Genomic DNA, 18,494 nt, shown 5'->3' with positions numbered 1-18,494 from the left:
TTCAGCCCTGTTCGATCAGGTCGGCGCAGGCGTTCACCGCGGCGGCGGCGTAGGGGCGGATGCGCGGCAGGATCTGCGACGGGTTGATGCCCGGCCCGAGGATTCCGACGCCGACCGGCTTCATGAACTGGAGCTGCAGGTCGATCAGGCTGCCGATGACCGCATGGCCCATGACGTTGCCATGTTCGGTCTCGCCCCGCTCGATGATGCCCAGCGCGACCGCGCCGGCGACGTCCTCGCGCATCAGCAGGCGCTTGATCGCCAGCGGCTTTTCCATCGAACCGGGAACCCAGACCTCCGCCACGATGCCGAGGCCGCGGCTGGCGGCGACGGTGCGCGCCTCGTCCAGCATCTCTTCCACCTCTTTGCGGTGGAACCGTCCGAGCACGATGCCGATGTTGCTCACCCTCTGCTTCTCCCATGATCGCGGTGTAACGTCCGTCCAAACTGTCGCGTCGCCGCGCAAAGCGCAAGGGCCGTCGCGCGGCATCCGGAAGGCGGGCGGCGGCACGGAGATTTCCGTCCGGCTTTATAAAGTTACCTGGGAGAAACGCGCCGCTTTGCGGTGATGTCCAAGCGTCCGGAAAGCAGATCGGGGACAAACCTTATGGATAGGCCCGCTTTCGTCGTGCACGCTGTTGCCAACCGCGACAGGCCGTCGCATGGCGCTACAATTCAGAACAAATTGGTCGCCGCGGCATTTCTTACGACCATGTAATAATGGAGCGTGGCGCAATCGCGGGGTCCGGCCAACGGGCCCGCAGTGGTGCCGGCAGAGCGATCAGGCGAATCCGGAACGGCAATCATGTTGAAAGGTGCGATCGAATACGCGCCGTCGACCTTCGAGGAGCGGGGGGCCGCGGTGGCCTTCACCACGCCGCTGCTGTCCCAGACCCGCGTGCGCCGCGGCGAACGGTCGAAGCTCGAAGTGCTGATCCCCAGCCTGTCGCAGGGCATGGGCATCTATGTCGTCGCCTGGAAAGCGGTGCCGGACATGGTGTCGATGACCATGCACGACCGTTACCTGCACGACCTGATCGTGAAGGAGGAGGCCTGCTCTCCCTACGAGATCCGCCGGGCGACGCTGAAGGCGGCGCGGCGCGGGCTCGCCGGGCCGAAGGCGGCGCAGGCCGCCCGCCGCGCGCTGGACGAGGATGACGAGCAGGGCACCCTCACCCATTATCTGCTGATCCTGTCGATCCTGAAGGCGGTGGGGCTGGAATCGCCGGAGATGCTGAAGGCCGGCATCGACACCGACGAGGGCCAGCGCCTGACCCGGCAGCTGATGACCCGCGCGGCGGAAAGTCTGCGCATGGACGCGACGCTGCTCTATGCCCGGCTGGCCGACATTGCCGCGGTCACGGCACCGGTGGGGCTGGCGCACTCGCCCCGGCCGGGCCGGCTGACGCGCGGGCTGAACGACCTGAAGCTCTTCCGCGACGGCATGATGGACTGGGCGCGCGACGTGCCGAGTGACGCCGCCCCGGTCGCGGAGTTCTGCGCGGAGGTGGCGCAGCACACCATCGCCATCGGCGAAAAGGTGCTGGGCGATTTCCACCGCCGCATCGAGGCCATCGGGCCGCTGATGCGCGACTGGGACGACGCCTTCATCCGCGTCCGCACCCAGGCCGCCCGCATGGCATGGCTGCTCGACGGCTGGAGCCACATCACCGGGGCATGGGAGGTGGCGCAGCCCGAGGACCGCCACCAGCAGGCCGCCACCGTCAACGACCTCTTCCGCATCCTGCCGCTGCTGCCCCGCCGGGAATCCAGCCGCGATTTCGTCGAGGATGCCAAGCAGGTCAAGACCGCCCACCGCCGTTCCGTCCGCATGCTGGAGGATTGGCGCACCGGCCAGATGGACATCGACACCATCCGCCGGATCGAGGCGGTGAAGGCCCGCGCCCCATGACCGGACCGGCGGACGGGCAGGGCGGGGGCGACCGCCTGCCGGGGCTGGAGAACCGGCTGTTCGACATTCCCGAGGACAAGTTCATCGAGGTGGTCCGCCTGCTGGAGCGGGTGCGCGACCATCCCGAGGTGCGCCAGACCTTCGCCGCCATCCGCCCGCGGCTGGTCCAGGTGCGCCCGAACCGCCGGCCGACGCTGAAACGCGTGCTGTGCATGCCGTTCGAGGATGTGCTGGAAAGCTTCAGCGGCCTCGACGTGCCGGTGGGCCGCATCGAACGGCGGGTGATCGACCCGGTGTGGCGGCTGGTGACGGAGTGCGGCGACCGCGCCCTGATCGACCAACTCGACCGGCAGGTGCAGGAGACGGCGCCCGGCAATCTCAACGCCCTGCGCAACATCGGGCGCCGGCTGTGGCCGATGGCGGCCCAGGCCATACGGGGCGCTGTCGGGGGCGCTGGGGAGCAGGACACCGGCGGCCAGCCGCCGTGGCGCGTCCTGCAGGGCGACGAGGAGATGCGGCGGCAGCTGCTGGACGTCGCCGCCTTCCTAGAGATCGGGCTGACAATCGAATCGTTGAAGGACGCGCTGGCGCCGAGGCCGTTGGCCGCGCTGGACGACATCCATGTGGACGCCATCGAGCAGGCGGCCCAGGCGGTGGCGCGGCAATCGGCCGGGCTGGTCTATTACCTGCTGCTGGTCGCCGCCTCGCGCATGGCGAACCCGGCGGACCTGCTGACGGTGCTGAACGATCTGGATTTGGGCAAGGCGCGGCGCGAACAGCCGGCGATCTTCGCCCAGCTGAGCGGTCTGGTCGTCACCAATCTGGAGGAGCGCTCGGCCCGCCTCGAAAGCAAAGGCGGCGGCAAAGGCGGCGGCACTGGCCACAGCGCCGGGCAGGGCGAAGCCGCCGTCGCCATCGCTCCGGAAGAGGCCATCGCCATTGCCGAGCGGCTGGTCGCCAGCATCGACACCACCGCCGCCGTCATGGATGTCCGGGCCGACCCGCTCTATCGCGAGCGGCTGGACGCGGTGAAGGCGACGGTGCGGACCATGGTGTCCGGTGCCGTTCTGGACACCGCGCCCGCCGGCATCCTGACCGCCGTCCCGTCCCCCGCCGCGAATGGCCGTCCCGCCCCGGTGGACGAGGACGCCCAGGCCGCTGCCGAGGATCACGCCCGCGCGCTGCGCCGCTGCGAGGGGCTGGCCGGCGCGCTCGGCCTGCACGAGCCGCTGAAGGACACGATGGCATCGATGGAGAAGGGGCTGATGGCGCGGGCGCAGGCGCTGCTGGCGGACTATCCCAAGGCGGCCGGCGACCCGGACGATGCCGAGACGGCGGAGATGAACCTGTTCTACGCCCTGCGCCTGCTGGAGCTGGTCGCCGGTCCCGCCAAGGCCGACCGGCTCCGTACCGCCATCATGGCCGCGACGGGAGAGTTCACGGAGGAGTAGCGCGCCCCCCGCTTCCTCACGAGGTCGCCGGCAGGGCGTCCCGCGCCTCGTTCTCCTCGGCATAGCGGCGGGCCAGGACGGCGCCGACCATCAACTGGATCTGGTGGAACACCATCACCGGCAGCAGCACCAGCCCGGCGGTGGCGGGGGCGAACAGCACGCCGGCCATCGGCACGCCGCTGACCAGCGACTTCTTCGATCCGCAGAAGACGATCACGGCCTCGTCGGCGCGGGAAAAGCCCAGGCGGCGGCTCAGCAGCGTCGTGCCGACCAGGAAGACCGCCAGGATGGCGCAGTCGATCACCACCACCATGCCCAGTGCGGACGGCGGCACCTGATGCCACAGCCCGTTCACCACCGCCTCGCTGAAGGCGAGATAGACGACCAGCAGGATCGAACCGCGATCGGTGAAGCGCAGCATCGTCTTGTGCCGGGCCGCCCAGGCGCCGATCCAGCGCCGCAGCAGCTGGCCGGCGACGAAGGGCAGCAGAAGCTGCGCCGCGATGGTCTGCAAGGTGTCGAGCGACAGCGCCGATCCCTGCACCTTCAGGAACAGCGCCACCAGCAGCGGCGTCATCAGGATGCCGGAGATGTTGGACAGGGTGGAACTGCACACCGCCGCCGCCACGTTGCCTCGCGCCATCGAGGTGAAGGCGATGGAGGACTGAACGGTGGAGGGCAGCAGGCAGAGGAACTGCACGCCGATGGCGACGGCCGGCGGCAGCAGGCTGTGCGGCAGCGTTTCCACCACCGCCCAGCCGATCAGCGGGAAGGCGGCGAAGGTCAGGCTGAAGATCAGCAGGTGCAGGCGCCAGTGCGCCATGCCCGCCACCACCTCTTCCCGCGGCAGGCGGGCGCCGTGCAAAAAGAACAGCAGCGCGATGGCCGCCTCCGCCAGCCAGTGCACACCCTGGGCGAACTGCCCCTGTACCGGAAGCACGGTCGCCAGCCCGACGGTCGCCACCAGGGCCATGGTGAAGCCGTCCATGTTGGGCCGAGGCACGCGGATCATTCGTTGGTCCCCCAAATCGATATCACTGGCCGGATATAACGCGTCGGCTCCCGTTATAATCGCCTTCGCCGCTCTGGAATACAGTATCCAACATGCATGGCAGCCTTGAAACGATTGGGGAAAATCGGGCTGCCCCTTGTGGATTCCACGATGCGGAAACGCTGATGCTCCCTCTTGGGCGGCCAAACGGCTGACCCGGAACGGCTTTTCGATCCACTCAGCAACCCCCTTGCCAGCCGCACTGCCATACGGTAACGTATGGTCAAAGAACGGATGATTTCCCAGGGGAGCGATACGTCCATGCTGTCCAACCAGTACCCGAGCCTGAATTTCGACCTCGGTGAGTCGGCCGACATGCTGCGCGATTCGGTGCGGAGCTTCGCCGCCAACGAGATCGCCCCCCGCGCCGCCGAGATCGACCAGACCAACGAGTTCCCGAACGAGCTGTGGCGCAAGATGGGCGACCTCGGCATCCTCGGCGTGACGGTGGAGGAGGAGTATGGCGGCGCCGGCATGGGCTATCTGGAGCATGTCGTAGCGATGGAGGAGGTGTCCCGCGCCTCGGCCTCGGTGGGCCTCAGCTACGGCGCGCACTCCAACCTCTGCGTCAACCAGATCCGCAAGAACGGCAGCGAGGAGCAGAAGCGCCGCTACCTGCCCAAGCTGATCTCCGGCGAGCATATCGGCGCGCTGGCGATGTCGGAGCCGAACGCCGGGTCCGACGTGGTGTCGATGAAGCTGCGGGCCGAGAAGAAGGGCGACATCTGGGTCCTGAACGGCACCAAGATGTGGATCACCAACGGCCCCGACGCCGACACGCTGGTGATCTACGCCAAGACCGACATCAATGCCGGCCCGCGCGGCATCACCGCCTTCCTGGTCGAGAAGGGCTTCAAGGGCTTCTCGGTGGCGCAGAAGCTGGACAAGCTGGGCATGCGCGGCTCCAACACCGGCGAGCTGGTGTTCGAGGATTGCGAGGTGCCGGAGGAGAACATCCTGGGCGGCGTCGGCCGCGGCGTGAACGTGCTGATGTCCGGCCTGGATTACGAGCGCGCGGTGCTGTCCGGCGGGCCGCTCGGCATCATGCAGGCCTGCATGGATGTGGTGATCCCCTATGTCCACGACCGCAAGCAGTTCGGCCAAGCCATCGGCGAGTTCCAGCTGATGCAGGGCAAGATCGCCGACATGTACACGATCATGAACGCCGCCAAGGCCTATGTGTACGCCGTCTGCAAGGCCTGCGACCGGGGCGAGACCACCCGCAAGGACGCCGCCGCCGCCATCCTGTTCTCGGCCGAAAAGGCGACCTGGATGGCGCTGGAGGCCATTCAAACGCTGGGGGGCAACGGCTACATCAATGAGTACCCGACCGGCCGCCTGCTGCGCGATGCCAAGCTCTACGAGATCGGCGCCGGCACCAGCGAGATCCGCCGCATGCTGATCGGTCGCGAACTGTTCAAAGAAACGGCGTAAGGCCGGGCGGAAAAGTCAGAAAAGAGCATCGAGGGAAAGGGACCGACCACCATGACCGACAGCATCGTCATCGCCGCCGCCGTCCGCACGCCGATGGGTGGCTTCCAGGGCGACCTCATGGGCCTGACCGGCCCGCAGCTGGGCGCCGTCGCCATCCAGGCGGCGCTGGAGCGCTCGGGCCTCGCCGCGGACGCGGTGGACGAGGTGTTCATGGGCAACGTGCTGTCGGCCGGTCTGGGCCAGGCCCCGGCGCGTCAGGCGGCGCTGGGCGCCGGGCTGCCGAAGGGCGTCGGCTGCACCACCATCTCCAAGGTCTGCGGTTCCGGCATGCGGGCGGTGATGTTCGCCCATGACGTGATCAAGGCCGGCTCGGCCAGGGTCGTGGTGGCCGGCGGCATGGAGAGCATGTCGAACGCCCCCTACCTGCTGGACCGCGCCCGCGCCGGCTACCGCATGGGCCACGGCAAGGTGCTGGACCACATGTTCTTCGACGGGCTGGAGGACGCCTACGAGAAGGGCCGCCTGATGGGCACCTTCGCCGAGGAATGCGCCAGCAGCTACAGCTTCACCCGCGAGGCGCAGGACGATTTCGCCATCGAAAGCCTGAACCGCGCCCGCAAGGCGGTGGAGGACGGCTCCTTCAAGGCGGAAATCGCGCCGGTCCTGGTCAAGGGCCGCAAGGGCGACGTGCTGGTCGACACCGACGAGCAGCCGGGCAAGGGCGATCCAAAGAAGATCCCGACGCTGAAGCCGGCCTTCGCCAAGGACGGCACGGTGACGGCGGCGAACGCCTCGTCGATCTCCGACGGCGGCGCGGCGCTGATCGTCACCACCCGCAGCGAGGCGGACCGCCTCGGCCTGCGCGTGATCGCCGAGATCAAGGGCCATTCCAACCACGCCCAGCAGCCGGCGCTGTTCACCACCGCGCCGGTCGGCGCGATGCAGAAGCTGTTCGAGAAGGTGGGCTGGTCGGCCCGCGACGTCGACCTGTTCGAGATCAACGAGGCCTTCGCCGTGGTAACCATGGCGGCGATGCGCGATCTCGATCTGCCGCACGACAAGGTGAACGTCCATGGCGGCGCCTGCGCGCTCGGCCACCCCATCGGCGCGTCGGGTGCCCGCATCCTCGTCACGCTGCTGGCGGCGCTGGAGAAGTACGACCTGAAGCGCGGCGTGGCCAGCCTGTGCATCGGCGGCGGTGAGGCGACGGCCATCGCGGTTGAGCGGGTTTAAGGCACTCCCGCCGGTATCCCCCTCTCCCCCGGGGAGAGGGGCCATAAAAAATAGGGAGGAGCAGCATGCACCTGACCGAAGAACAGACCATGGTCCGCGACATGGCCCGCGCCTTCGCGCAGGACCGGCTCGCGCCGACCGCCGCCGAGCGCGACCGCAGCGGTGCTTTCCCCAAGGCCGAACTGGCCGAGATGGGTGAACTCGGCCTGATGGGCATGCTGGTGCCGGAGGAGTTCGGTGGTGCTGCCACCGACCATGTCGCCTACGCGCTCGCCATCGAGGAAATCGCCGCCGGTGATGGGGCCGTCTCCACCATCATGAGCGTGCACAACTCGGTCGGCTGCATGCCGATCCTGAAGTTCGGCAATGAGGCCCAGAAGGACCGTTTCCTGAAGCCGATGGCGCGCGGCGAGATGCTGGGCGCCTTCTGCCTGACCGAACCGCAGGCCGGCTCCGACGCCTCGGCGATCAAGACCCGCGCCCGGCGCGACGGCGACCACTGGGTATTGAACGGCACCAAGCAGTTCATCACCTCCGGCTCGCAGGCCGGTGTCGCCATCGTCTTCGCGGTGACCGATCCGGCCGCCGGCAAGAATGGGCTCAGCGCCTTCATCGTGCCGACCGACACGCCGGGCTATCAGGTGGCGCGGACCGAGGAGAAGCTGGGCCAGCACTGCTCCGACACCTGCCAGATCGTCTTCGAGGACTGCCGGGTTCCCGCCGAGCTGATGCTCGGCGCCGAAGGCGCCGGCTACAAGGTGGCGCTGGCCAATCTGGAAGGCGGTCGCATCGGCATCGCCGCGCAGTCGGTCGGCATGGCGCGCGCAGCGCTCGACCACGCCATCCGCTATGCCCAGGAGCGCCAGAGCATGGGTGTGCCGATCATCCAGCATCAGGCCATCGCCTTCCGCCTCGCCGACATGGCGACCCGCGTGGAGGCAGCGCGCCAGATGGTGCTGCATGCGGCGTCCCTGCGCGATGCCGGGGTGCCCTGCATGAAGGAAGCGGCGATGGCCAAGCTGTTCGCCTCGGAGATCGCGGAGAAGGTCTGCTCCGACGCCATCCAGATCCATGGCGGCTACGGCTACCTCAACGATTTCCCGGTCGAGCGCATCTATCGCGACGTCCGGGTCTGCCAGATCTACGAGGGCACCAGCGACATCCAGCGGCTGGTCATCAGCCGTGCCCTTGTTCAGTAATCAAGACCGCCAAACCGGGAGGAAGACGGCATGACCGTCCTGAAGAGCGCCCTGAACGCGCGCTCCGCCGAGTTCCAGGCCAACGCCGACGCCATGCAGGCCCTGGTCGACGATCTGCGCCGGAAGGTCGCCGCCATCCAGCAGGGCGGCGGGGCCAAGGCGCGCGACAAGCACCTCGCCCGCGGCAAGCTGCTGCCGCGCGAGCGCATCCGCCAGCTGCTCGATGTTGGCTCGCCCTTCCTTGAGCTGTCGCAGCTGGCCGCCGACGGCGTCTATGCCGAGGACATCCCGTCCGCCGGCATCATCGCCGGCATCGGCAGCGTCGCCGGGCAGGAATGCATGATCGTCGCCAACGACGCGACGGTGAAGGGCGGCACCTATTACCCGCTGACGGTCAAGAAGCACCTGCGCGCGCAGGAGATCGCCCAGCAGAACAACCTTCCCTGCATCTATCTGGTCGACAGCGGCGGCGCCAACCTGCCGAACCAGGACGAGGTCTTCCCCGACCGCGACCATTTCGGCCGCATCTTCTACAATCAGGCCAACATGTCGGCCGAGGGCATCCCGCAGATCGCCGTGGTAATGGGAAGCTGCACCGCCGGCGGCGCCTATGTTCCGGCGATGTCGGACGAGGCGATCATCGTCCGCAACCAGGGCACCATCTTCCTCGGTGGTCCCCCGCTGGTGAAGGCGGCGACCGGCGAGGTGGTGTCGGCCGAGGATCTCGGCGGCGCCGACGTCCATTCCCGCACCTCGGGCGTCACCGACCATTACGCGATGAACGACGCCCATGCCCTGGCGATGGCCCGCCGCGTGGTGTCGAACCTGAACCGCGCCAAGCACATCGACCTCGATTTGCGCGAGCCGGAGGAACCCGCCTTCGACCCGCGTGAGCTGTACGGCGTCATCCCCAGCGACGCCCGCAAGCCCTTCGACGTGCGCGAGGTGATCGCGCGGGTGGTCGACGGCTCGCGCTTCGACGAGTTCAAGCCGCTCTACGGCACGACGCTGGTGACAGGCTTCGCCCACATCTTCGGCTATCCCGTCGGCATTATCGCCAACAACGGCATCCTGTTCAGCGAATCCGCCCTGAAGGGCGCCCATTTCGTCGAGCTGTGCTGCCAGCGCCGCATCCCGCTGGTGTTCCTGCAGAACATCACCGGCTTCATGGTCGGCCGCAAATACGAGGCCGGCGGCATCGCCAAGGACGGCGCCAAGCTGGTCACCGCGGTCGCCTGCGCCAAGGTGCCGAAATTCACCGTCATCATCGGCGGAAGCTATGGCGCCGGCAATTACGGCATGTGTGGCCGTGCCTACAGCCCGCGCTTCATGTGGATGTGGCCGAACGCCCGCATCTCGGTCATGGGCGGCGAGCAGGCGGCCGGCGTGCTGGCCCAGGTCAAGCGCGACGCCATGGAAGCCCAGGGCAAGCCGTGGTCGGCCGAGGACGACGAGGCGCTGAAGGCGCCGATCCGCGCCCAGTTCGAACGCGAGAGCCACGCCTATTACGCCAGCGCCCGGCTGTGGGACGACGGCATCATCGACCCGGCCGACACCCGCATGGTGCTGGGCCTCGGCCTGTCGGCTTCGCTGAACGCCCCGGTGCCGAAGACGCCCTTCGGCGTCTTCCGGATGTGAGGAGGCGACCATGAGCGACATCCTCATCGACATCGCCGCCACCGGCATCGCCACCGTCACCATGAACCGCGGCGACGTTCACAACGCCTTCAACGAGCAGGTCATCGCCGACTTGACATCGGCCTTCCGCCGGGTGGGCGAGGATCCGGCGGTGCGCGTCGTCCTGCTGCGCGGGGTGGGCAAGAGCTTCTCGGCTGGGGCCGACCTGTCCTGGATGAAGAAGATGGCCGGCTACTCCCACGAGGAGAATCTGGCCGACGCCATGGGCCTCGCCACCATGCTGCGCACGCTGGACGAATGTCCGAAGCCGACGGTCGCCGTGGTGCAGGGGCCGGCCTTCGGTGGCGGCGTTGGCCTCGTGTCGGCCTGCGACATCGCCATCGGCGTCGAGACCGCGACCTTCGCCCTGTCGGAGGTCCGGCTGGGCATCATCCCCGCCGCCATCAGCCCCTATGTCATCGCCGCCATCGGCGAGCGCGCCTGCCGCCGCTACTTCCTGACCGGCGAGCGCTTCAGCGCGGCGGAGGCCCACCGCATCGGGCTGCTGCATGAGCTGACCAATGCCGACGGGCTGGAGGAGACGGTGGCGAAGACGGTGAAGACCCTGATGGACAGCGCGCCTACTGCGGTCGCTGCCGCAAAGGAGCTGATCCGCGCCGTCTCCCGCCGGCCGCTGACCGACGACGTGGTGCGTGACACGGCGGAGCGCATCGCCCGCCAGCGCGCCAGCGCCGAAGGCAAGGAGGGCGTCGGCGCCTTCCTCGACAAACGCACCCCGTCCTGGCGGAGCTGATCCACATGTTCGACAAGATCCTGATCGCCAACCGCGGCGAAATCGCCTGCCGGGTCATCCGCACCGCCCGCCGCCTGGGCATCAAGACCGTCGCCGTCCATTCGGAGGCCGACGCCAAGGCCATGCATGTCCAGATGGCCGACGAGGCCGTCTGCATCGGCCCGGCCCCGGTCGGCGAAAGCTATCTGCGCGGCGACATCATCCTCGACGTGGCGAAGCGCACGGGCGCCCAGGCCATCCATCCCGGCTACGGCTTCCTGTCGGAGAATGCCGGCTTCGCCGCGGCCTGCGCCGAGGCCGGCGTCGTCTTCATCGGCCCGCCGATCGAGGCGATCCGCGTCATGGGCTCCAAGGCCGAGTCCAAGCGGCTGATGGCGAATGCCGACGTGCCGCTGGTGCCGGGCTATCACGGCACCGACCAGGACTTCGCCACCCTGTCGGCGGAGGCCGAACGGATCGGCTATCCGGTGCTGGTCAAGGCGTCGGCCGGCGGCGGCGGCAAGGGCATGCGCGTGGTGCGCGCCGCCAACGAACTGGCCGATGCGGTTGCCGGCGCCCAGCGCGAGGCCAAAGCGGCGTTCGGCGACGACAGCCTGCTGCTGGAAAAGTATCTCGGCCGGCCGCGCCATGTCGAAATCCAGGTCTTCTGCGACACCCACGGCAACGGCGTCTACCTGTTCGAGCGCGACTGCTCGGTCCAGCGCCGCCACCAGAAGGTGATCGAGGAGGCGCCGGCCCCCAACCTGCCCGACGACCTCCGCCGCCGCATGGGCGAGGCCGCGGTCGCCGCCGCCAAGGCAGTCAACTATGTCGGTGCCGGCACCGTCGAGTTCCTCTATGAGGATGGCGGCTTCTACTTCATCGAGATGAACACCCGGTTGCAGGTGGAGCATCCGGTGACCGAGAAGATCACCGGCCTCGATCTGGTCGAGTGGCAGCTGCGGGTGGCGGCCGGGGGCGAGCTGCCGCTGCGTCAGGACCAGCTGACCCGCAAGGGCCATGCCTTCGAGGCGCGGCTCTACGCCGAGGATCCGCAGCGCGACTTCCTGCCCGCCATCGGCAAGCTGGTCCGGCTGCGCCCGCCGGCAGAGAGCGACCATGTCCGCGTCGACACCGGCGTCCGCGAGGGCGATTCGGTGACGATGTATTACGACCCGATGATCGCCAAGCTGATCGTCTGGGACGAGGACCGCGACAGCGCCCTGCGCCGCCTGCGGGTGGCGCTGGCCGACTATGAGGTGGTCGGCGTCACCACCAATGTCGCCTTCCTCGGCGCCATCGCCGGCCATCCGGCCTTCAAGGCGGTGGAGATCGACACCGGCTTCATCGAGCGTCATCGCGCCGACCTGCTGCCGCCGCCGGCCCCGGTCGCCGACAAGGCGCTGGCCGCCGCCGCCTTGTCGGTGCTGCTGACGCGCCGGGAGGAGGCCCAGGCCGCCTTGCGCGCCCGGTCGGATCGGTATTCCCCGTGGCTGCTCGCCAATGGCTGGCGGCTGAACGAGGAGAACCATTACGACCTGCGCCTGATGGACGGCGACACCGCGCGCGAGGTGACGCTGCATTTCCGCAGTGATGGCTATGAGGTCGCGGTGGATGGCGGCAAGCCGATGCCGGTGACCGGGGTCAGCCTCGCCGACGGGCTGCTGACGGCGACGCTGGACGGCATGCGCACCCGCGCCACGGTGGTGCGGCAGGGGCTCGACCTCACTGTCCTGATCGACGGCGCCGTGTCCCGCCTGACACTGGACGACCCCAGCGCCCGCGCGGCGGAGCAGGAGGGCGGCTCCGGCCGTCTGACTGCGCCGATGCCCGGCACCGTCGTCCGTGTGCTGGTCGAGCCGGGCCAAGCCGTCGAGGCCGGCACGCCGCTGATGCTGCTGGAGGCCATGAAGATGGAGCACACTATCAAGGCCCCGGCGGCGGGCACCGTCAGCGCGGTGAATTTCGCGGCGGGCGATCAGGTGTCGGAAGGCGTCGATCTGCTGGTTCTCGACATCGCGGAGGCCTGACCGATGCTGCTGCCGAAATTCGTCCGCATGGTGGAGGTCGGCCCGCGCGACGGCCTCCAGAACGAAAAGTCGATGGTGCCGACTGCGGTGAAGGTGGAACTGGTCAACCGCCTGTCCGACGCCGGCCTGGGCGTGGTCGAGGCAGCCAGCTTCGTCTCGCCCAAATGGGTGCCGCAGATGGGCGACAGCGCCGAGGTGCTGGCCGGCATCGCCCGCAAGCCCGGCGTCCGCTATGCCGCCCTCACCCCCAACCTGAAGGGGCTGGAGGGCGCGCTGGCGGCCAGGGCCGACGAGGTGGCGGTGTTCGGCGCCGCTTCGGAGAGCTTCAGCCAGAAGAACATCAACTGCTCCATCGCCGAGAGCTTGGACCGCTTCGCCCCCGTCATGGAACAGGCCAAGGCGGCCGGCGTGCCGGTGCGGGGATATGTGTCCTGCGTGCTCGGCTGCCCCTATGAGGGGGAGATCGCGCCCAAGGCGGTGGCCGATGTGGCGGAGCGGCTGTTCGCCATGGGCTGCTACGAGATCTCGCTGGGCGACACCATCGGCACCGGGACCCCGACCAAGGCGCAACTGATGATCGCCGCGGTGGCGGAGCGGGTGCCGGTGGAAAAGATCGCCGTCCACTTCCACGACACCTACGGGCAGGCGCTCGCCAACATCCTGGCGGCCTTGCAGATGGGGGTGGCGGTGGTCGACAGCTCCGTCGCGGGCCTGGGCGGCTGCCCCTATGCCAAGGGCGCCAGCGGCAACGTGGCGAGCGAGGATGTGCTCTACATGCTGAACGGCCTCGGCATCGAGACCGGGGTCGATCTGGACAGGCTGATCGCGGCCGGGGCGTTCATCAGCGACGCCATCGGCCGCCCCACCGCATCGAAGGTGGCCCGCGCTCGTGGTTGTGCGTAAGGGAATCTTCGGCAACGAAGGGCCGCGCTTCCGAAAGGGGGCGCGGCCCTTTCGTATTTGGGGGGGCGCAATCCGCCTGGAATGGTCATCGATCCTCACCCGGCTTTATGGGCCAAGGCTGGCCCGTGTCATGCTGTTAAGCCCCTGGCCGGAGCCAAGCGGTTTGTGGAATGTGTGGAGCAGCGCCTCCTCCCATCGTCCGGATATGCGGCATCCCAAATTGTACGTGCTACAAACTTGACGCTGAGGCCCGGTCGGCGCATCATGATCTTCGTGATGGATGGTGCCGAAAACGCAGCGTTCCCACGACGCCGACCGGCCTGACGGCCGGCCGGAACCACGGCTGGAGTTCCAGTGGCAACGACCCACGGCCGCTTCACGCGCGCCGCTCCATGACCTGTTGCCCGTCCGGCTGAACGGCGGCGGAGCCATACCCGGGTGGCTCCGCCGCCGATTATTTTTGTGCCGATTGTTTTTTGGGCAATCGCCACGATCCCGACCCGTTCCGGCCATCCTCCCGCCTCATTTCTGTCACGTCCTGTCGCCCCGCACATCTTCAACGAAGCGGCTGGCGAGCAATGGATTTGACCGGTTTTCATACCACTTTTGAGCAAAGAGCCCCGAGATCCGCTGTGGATTCGCTCGAAAATCAAACGAAACTTCGAAAAATATTGATCCGCTTTCGCAAAATGGGGGTAAGGGCTGTGGCTTTAACGCGCCATTAACCAGACTGGATTGAGTTTAGGGACATCAGACGCGGCCAACTCCAACCAGCACGCGAAGTTGACTTCAAGGCTAGATGGAAATGGTTCGTCCCGTGTTAATGCCGTTATGTCCGTTCCTCCTGGATTTGAAAGGCCCGCCCCCATGACCGTGCCGGCAGTCCTCCGCGATGTGGCGCAGTTCGGCGCCTACGCCGCCGGCCGGGGCCGACATGCGGGCCTGCTGGTCGCGGTCCTGCTGCTGGCCGGCTGCCCGGCCAACACGGCCGGGCCGGGATGGGGCGGGGCGGACGTGACGTCGGCCAACCCGAACGCCCGTGCGGCAACCCCGCCGGTGCCCAGGCAGAAGCCGGCCCGCAAGGTTCCCGACGCCGCCACGCTGGCGCCGGCCCTGCCGATGCCGCAGCCCGGCCCGCCGGTGACCACCGGCGACGTGGCGACCGCCGCGGCGTCCGCCCAGTCATCCACCCAGGCCTCCACCCAGCTGGCGGCCATCGCACCCGATACCGCTTCCCAGGCGGCGAACGCCGCTGCGGTGCCGATGACGGCGCCGGCCATGGGGGGCATGTCCACCCCACCCGCAACCCCCAACGCCGACCCCGACAGCCTTGTCGGGCTGGACGAAGTCCAGACTCTCAAACTCCTGGGGTCCCCCGTTGCACGGGAAGAGGCGCCTCCCGCCAAGATCTGGCGGTATGCCAAGGGCGATTGTACCCTCAAGGTCTTCTTCTTCATGGATATGACCTCGTCCCAGGACTTCCGCGCCCTCTCCTACGACATGAAGAGCAGCCAAAATGTCCCTGACGCCGACCACCGATGCTTCGCCCAACTCCTCGCTCAAGCTGACGCAGGGCGCCCTGTCCGCCCCGGGTTTCAGTAAGCCGGAGTCGAACAAGGGAATGTCCGCGATGACCGATCCGACCATTGCCCGCATCGCTCTGGTGGACGACGACGATCTGTTCCGTGAGTCGCTCAGCCTCAACCTCGGCGACGAGGGCTACGAGGTCATCACCTTCGACCGCGGCGAACCGGCGCTCGATTTCTTCGCCGAGGGCGGGTCGGTCGACATCGTCCTGCTGGACTGGCGCATGCCCAAGCTGGACGGCATCGACGTGCTGCGCCAGATGCGCGCCCGCGGCATCGCCACCCCGGTCATCTTCCTGACCGTGCTGTCCGACCAGATTTATGAAGAGGCGGCGCTGGCCGGCGGTGCGCTGGACTTCGTGGAGAAGTCGCGCAGCCTGTCGATCCTGCTGAAGCGCATGCGCCTGATCCTGGACGGCATCAAGGGCGACGGCGCCAAGGGCTCTGAGGACGGGGAGGCCGGCGGCAGCGCCACCAGCCACCGCCTGGGCGAGCTGGAGCTGCGCCTGGACAACAGCCGCGCCTTCTGGAAGAGCAAGCGCATCGACCTGACGCTGACCGAGTTCAACATCGTCAAGCTGATGTCGACCCGCCCGGAAGAGGACGTCTCCTACCGCGAGATCTACGACCTCGTCCACGGCAAGGGCTTCGTCGCCGGCTACGGCCCGTCGGGCTACCGCGCCAACGTCCGTGCCTTCATCAAGCGCATCCGTCAGAAGTTCCGCTCGGTCGACGCCAGCTTCGCCTGCATCGAGAACTATCCGGGCTTCGGCTACCGCTGGGGCAAGGGTGAGAACGCGGCCAACCAGGGCCGTGACGAAGACGGTATGGGCGAGGATATGCTGATCGATGGCGCTGCTGCCGATTGACCTTGCGATGCGGGCGCCCCGACGGGCGTCCGCCCGCCTGCTGTGGCTCTGGCGCTCGATGGCGAGCCGCCTGCTGCTGCTCACCCTCGTCTTCGTCGCCGTGCCGGTCCTGCTCTACGACCAGTTCCAGCGGGCCGACGAGGCGTCGCAGCAGCTTCTGCTGAAAAGCGCCCAGCGCCAGGGCGAACTGATCGCCCGCGCGCTGGAGCCCGAACTGCTGGGCGTCGACCGCACGGCCCTTCCCAGCCTGAGCATCGCCCTTGCCCGCTACGGCGACGACCGCACGCGGCTGAAACTGCTGGTGCGCCCGCGCGTGACGGCATCCGCCAACGCCACCACCGCGTCCGGCGCCAAGGCCGGGCCGGAACCCTTCTTCTACGTCGCCGCGGCGCCCAGCCTGTCGACCGCCGACATCGACGCCGAACGGCGCCTGCTGCTCGAACAGGGCGTGCTGGACCGGCTGGGATCGAGCTGCGCCGGCAACGCGACGCTGGCGATGCGCGTGCCCCATGCCGAAGGCGGGGAGGAGGTGCTGTCCTCCATCACCCCGATCAAGACCAGCTTCGGCTGCTGGGCGCTGGTGACCAGCCACGCGACCGAAGCCTACATCTCCTCCTCCATCGGCCGTCCCTATTGGAGCACGCCGGCGGTGCAGGCCGCCGCGGCGATCTATCTGGCGATGGCCGCCCTGGTGCTGGCCGTGCTGGCGGGCATCTGGCGCAACCTGAACCGCTTCGGCGATCTGGCCCGCCGCATCGTCGGCGGCGAGGACGTGCCCGACCAGGACAGCGGCAACGCCTCCTTCGCCGCCCGCAACACCGTGCCGGAACTGGCCGGCGTGGCCGAGGATTTCGACCGGCTGGTCTCCACCCTGCGCGACAGCGCCCAGTCGCTGCGCCGCGCGGCGGAGGACAACGCCCACGCCTTCAAGACGCCCATCGCCGTGATCCGCCAGTCGGTGGAACCGCTGCGCCGCGCCCTGCCGGCGGAGAACGCCCGCAGCCAGCGCGCCTTGACCATGATCGAGAAGTCCTTGGACAAGCTCGACGGCCTCGTCTCCTTCGCCCGCCGGATGGACGAGGCGGCGGCCGACCTGCTGGCCCCGGCCCGGCGCCGCGTCGACCTGTCGTCGCTGGTGGAACGGATGGCCGGCGGCTACACCGGGTTGCTGGCCGAACGCCGCCTGCACATGCGCTCGCGCATCGATGCCGGGCTGGTGGTGCGGGCCAGCGAGGAGACGCTGGAGACCATCGTCGAGAATCTGGTGGAGAACGCCGTCAGCTTCTCGCCCGCCGACGGGACGGTCAGCGTCCGCCTGACCCGCGTCGGGTCCTGCGCCGAGCTTGTGGTGGACGACGAGGGGCCGGGGGTCGATCCCGCCAATCTGGAACGCATCTTCGAGCGCTATTTCTCCCACCGCGAGCCCGGCCGCGGCATGCCGGAGGACGAGGCGGCGGCGCATCAGGCCGGGGCGGCGCATTTCGGCATCGGCCTGTGGATCGTCCGGCGCAACATCGAAGCCTTCGGCGGCCGGGTGCGTGCCGAAAACCGCCCGACCGGCGGCCTGCGCATGACGGTGACCCTGCCGCTGGCGGCCTGAAACCATCCGCTGGCGGCTTGAACCGCCAAGCTGCCGGCAAACAGGCTTCGGAACCGCATCGCTCCAACCGCTGCGGCTACGGTCCGGCATGGCTTGGCCCCGTTTTTTCCGTTAGGATCGGCGCCGTCAGCCGAACAGCATTCCGAGCCGCCGATGGACCGCAGCCTCGATTCCACCGACATCAAGATCCTGCGCGAGTTGCAGGATGACGGACGCCTCAGCAATGTGGAACTGGCGCGGCGCATCAACCTCAGCCCGGCCGCCTGCCTGGAACGGGTGAAGCGCCTGCAATCCGAGGGCATCATCCAACGCTATGTCGCGCTGCTCGACCCGCACCGGCTGGAAGCGGGGATGCTGGTCTTCGTCGAGGTGGTGCTGGACCGCACCACGCCGGACAATTTCGACGACTTCAAGGCCACCGTCCTGCGCATGCCGCAGATCATGGAATGCCACATGGTGGCGGGCGGCTTCGATTATCTGGTCAAGGCCCGCGTGCGCGACATGAACGAATACCGCCTGTTCCTGGGCGAGCTGCTGTCCACCGCCCGCGGCGTGCGGGAAACCCACACCTACGCGGTGATGGAAGAGGTGAAGAGCGTCACCGCCATCCCGCTGGACGGGCTGTCCAACGGGCCGTTGCGCGGCTGAACGGTCAGACCATATAGCAATTTCCAAATTGCGTAATGCTTTGGGGGCCGGGCCGCTTTTCCGGAGGCATTTTGCGACGAGCGATGCCCGCCGGTTTCGCGTCGCCGTTGCGCCCGAACGCCGAGTTTGTTCGCTTACCGACAAAATGATGCGGCATGCCGCTTGCAG

At 68.2% G+C, this 18,494-nt stretch carries 15 protein-coding genes; 13 read left to right on the top strand and 2 right to left on the bottom strand.

What is annotated here, in order from left to right; translation table 11 throughout:
• Position 1: 1 nt before the first annotated feature.
• Positions 2-406, bottom strand: coding sequence for a 6,7-dimethyl-8-ribityllumazine synthase (locus tag ABNQ39_RS21550; protein WP_098737077.1), 405 nt, complete (start codon positions 404-406; stop codon positions 2-4).
• Positions 407-805: 399 nt separating this feature from the next.
• Here ABNQ39_RS21550 and ABNQ39_RS21545 point away from each other — a divergent pair, with 399 nt between their 5' ends.
• Positions 806-1,912, top strand: coding sequence for a hypothetical protein (locus ABNQ39_RS21545; protein WP_376960368.1), 1,107 nt, complete (start codon positions 806-808; stop codon positions 1,910-1,912).
• Positions 1,909-3,363: a hypothetical protein gene (locus tag ABNQ39_RS21540; protein WP_376960366.1), complete on the top strand. Its 1,455-nt coding sequence runs from the start codon at positions 1,909-1,911 to the stop codon at positions 3,361-3,363. Before ABNQ39_RS21545 ends, ABNQ39_RS21540 begins: the two co-directional genes overlap by 4 nt.
• 16 nt (positions 3,364-3,379) lie before the next feature.
• Here ABNQ39_RS21540 and ABNQ39_RS21535 read toward each other — a convergent pair whose 3' ends face one another.
• On the bottom strand, positions 3,380-4,375 hold the full coding sequence (locus tag ABNQ39_RS21535) for a bile acid:sodium symporter family protein (protein ID WP_376960364.1): 996 nt from the start codon (positions 4,373-4,375) through the stop codon (positions 3,380-3,382).
• A gap of 300 nt (positions 4,376-4,675) precedes the next feature.
• Between ABNQ39_RS21535 and ABNQ39_RS21530 the strand changes: the two genes are divergently transcribed.
• From ABNQ39_RS21530 to ABNQ39_RS21480, 11 genes are all read left to right on the top strand, one after another.
• Entirely contained in the window at positions 4,676-5,848 is a 1,173-nt protein-coding gene (locus ABNQ39_RS21530) for an isovaleryl-CoA dehydrogenase (protein ID WP_376960362.1), read from the top strand.
• Between the two features lie 51 nt (positions 5,849-5,899).
• Positions 5,900-7,081, top strand: coding sequence for an acetyl-CoA C-acyltransferase (locus tag ABNQ39_RS21525; protein ID WP_376960360.1), 1,182 nt, complete (start codon positions 5,900-5,902; stop codon positions 7,079-7,081).
• Positions 7,082-7,146: 65 nt separating this feature from the next.
• The gene (locus ABNQ39_RS21520) at positions 7,147-8,280 is read left to right on the top strand and encodes an acyl-CoA dehydrogenase (RefSeq protein WP_376960358.1); all 1,134 of its coding nucleotides are present in this window, start codon (positions 7,147-7,149) and stop codon (positions 8,278-8,280) included.
• Positions 8,281-8,310: 30 nt separating this feature from the next.
• Positions 8,311-9,918 (top strand): carboxyl transferase domain-containing protein, encoded by a 1,608-nt coding sequence (locus ABNQ39_RS21515; protein WP_310119496.1) that lies wholly within the window; start codon positions 8,311-8,313, stop codon positions 9,916-9,918.
• A 10-nt stretch (positions 9,919-9,928) separates the two neighbouring features.
• Complete coding sequence (locus tag ABNQ39_RS21510) at positions 9,929-10,711, top strand: enoyl-CoA hydratase/isomerase family protein (protein ID WP_376960355.1); 783 nt, start codon at positions 9,929-9,931, stop codon at positions 10,709-10,711.
• Between the two features lie 5 nt (positions 10,712-10,716).
• A complete protein-coding gene (locus ABNQ39_RS21505; RefSeq protein ID WP_376960353.1) occupies positions 10,717-12,720 on the top strand; it encodes an acetyl/propionyl/methylcrotonyl-CoA carboxylase subunit alpha in 2,004 nt (667 codons plus the stop codon).
• 3 nt (positions 12,721-12,723) lie between these two features.
• Positions 12,724-13,623 carry a hydroxymethylglutaryl-CoA lyase gene (locus ABNQ39_RS21500; RefSeq protein WP_376960351.1) on the top strand — a complete coding sequence of 300 codons (900 nt, stop codon included), beginning with the start codon at positions 12,724-12,726 and terminating at the stop codon, positions 13,621-13,623.
• Positions 13,624-14,490: 867 nt separating this feature from the next.
• Positions 14,491-15,225, top strand: coding sequence for a hypothetical protein (locus tag ABNQ39_RS21495; protein WP_376960349.1), 735 nt, complete (start codon positions 14,491-14,493; stop codon positions 15,223-15,225).
• A 28-nt stretch (positions 15,226-15,253) separates the two neighbouring features.
• Entirely contained in the window at positions 15,254-16,078 is an 825-nt protein-coding gene (locus ABNQ39_RS21490) for a response regulator transcription factor (RefSeq protein ID WP_376960347.1), read from the top strand.
• Complete coding sequence (locus ABNQ39_RS21485) at positions 16,059-17,678, top strand: sensor histidine kinase (protein WP_376960345.1); 1,620 nt, start codon at positions 16,059-16,061, stop codon at positions 17,676-17,678. The genes ABNQ39_RS21490 and ABNQ39_RS21485 overlap by 20 nt, the downstream gene beginning before the upstream one ends.
• A 153-nt stretch (positions 17,679-17,831) precedes the next feature.
• Complete coding sequence (locus tag ABNQ39_RS21480; protein ID WP_098737064.1) at positions 17,832-18,326, top strand: Lrp/AsnC ligand binding domain-containing protein; 495 nt, start codon at positions 17,832-17,834, stop codon at positions 18,324-18,326.
• The last annotated feature ends 168 nt before the right edge of the window (positions 18,327-18,494 follow it).

It is taken from the genome of Azospirillum sp. A26 (assembly GCF_042604635.1).
In the GTDB taxonomy this organism is placed as follows: Bacteria; Pseudomonadota; Alphaproteobacteria; order Azospirillales; family Azospirillaceae; genus Azospirillum; species Azospirillum palustre.
The sequence above is the reverse complement of the archived record's forward strand: the minus strand, read 5'-3'. Positions and strand labels throughout refer to the sequence as shown.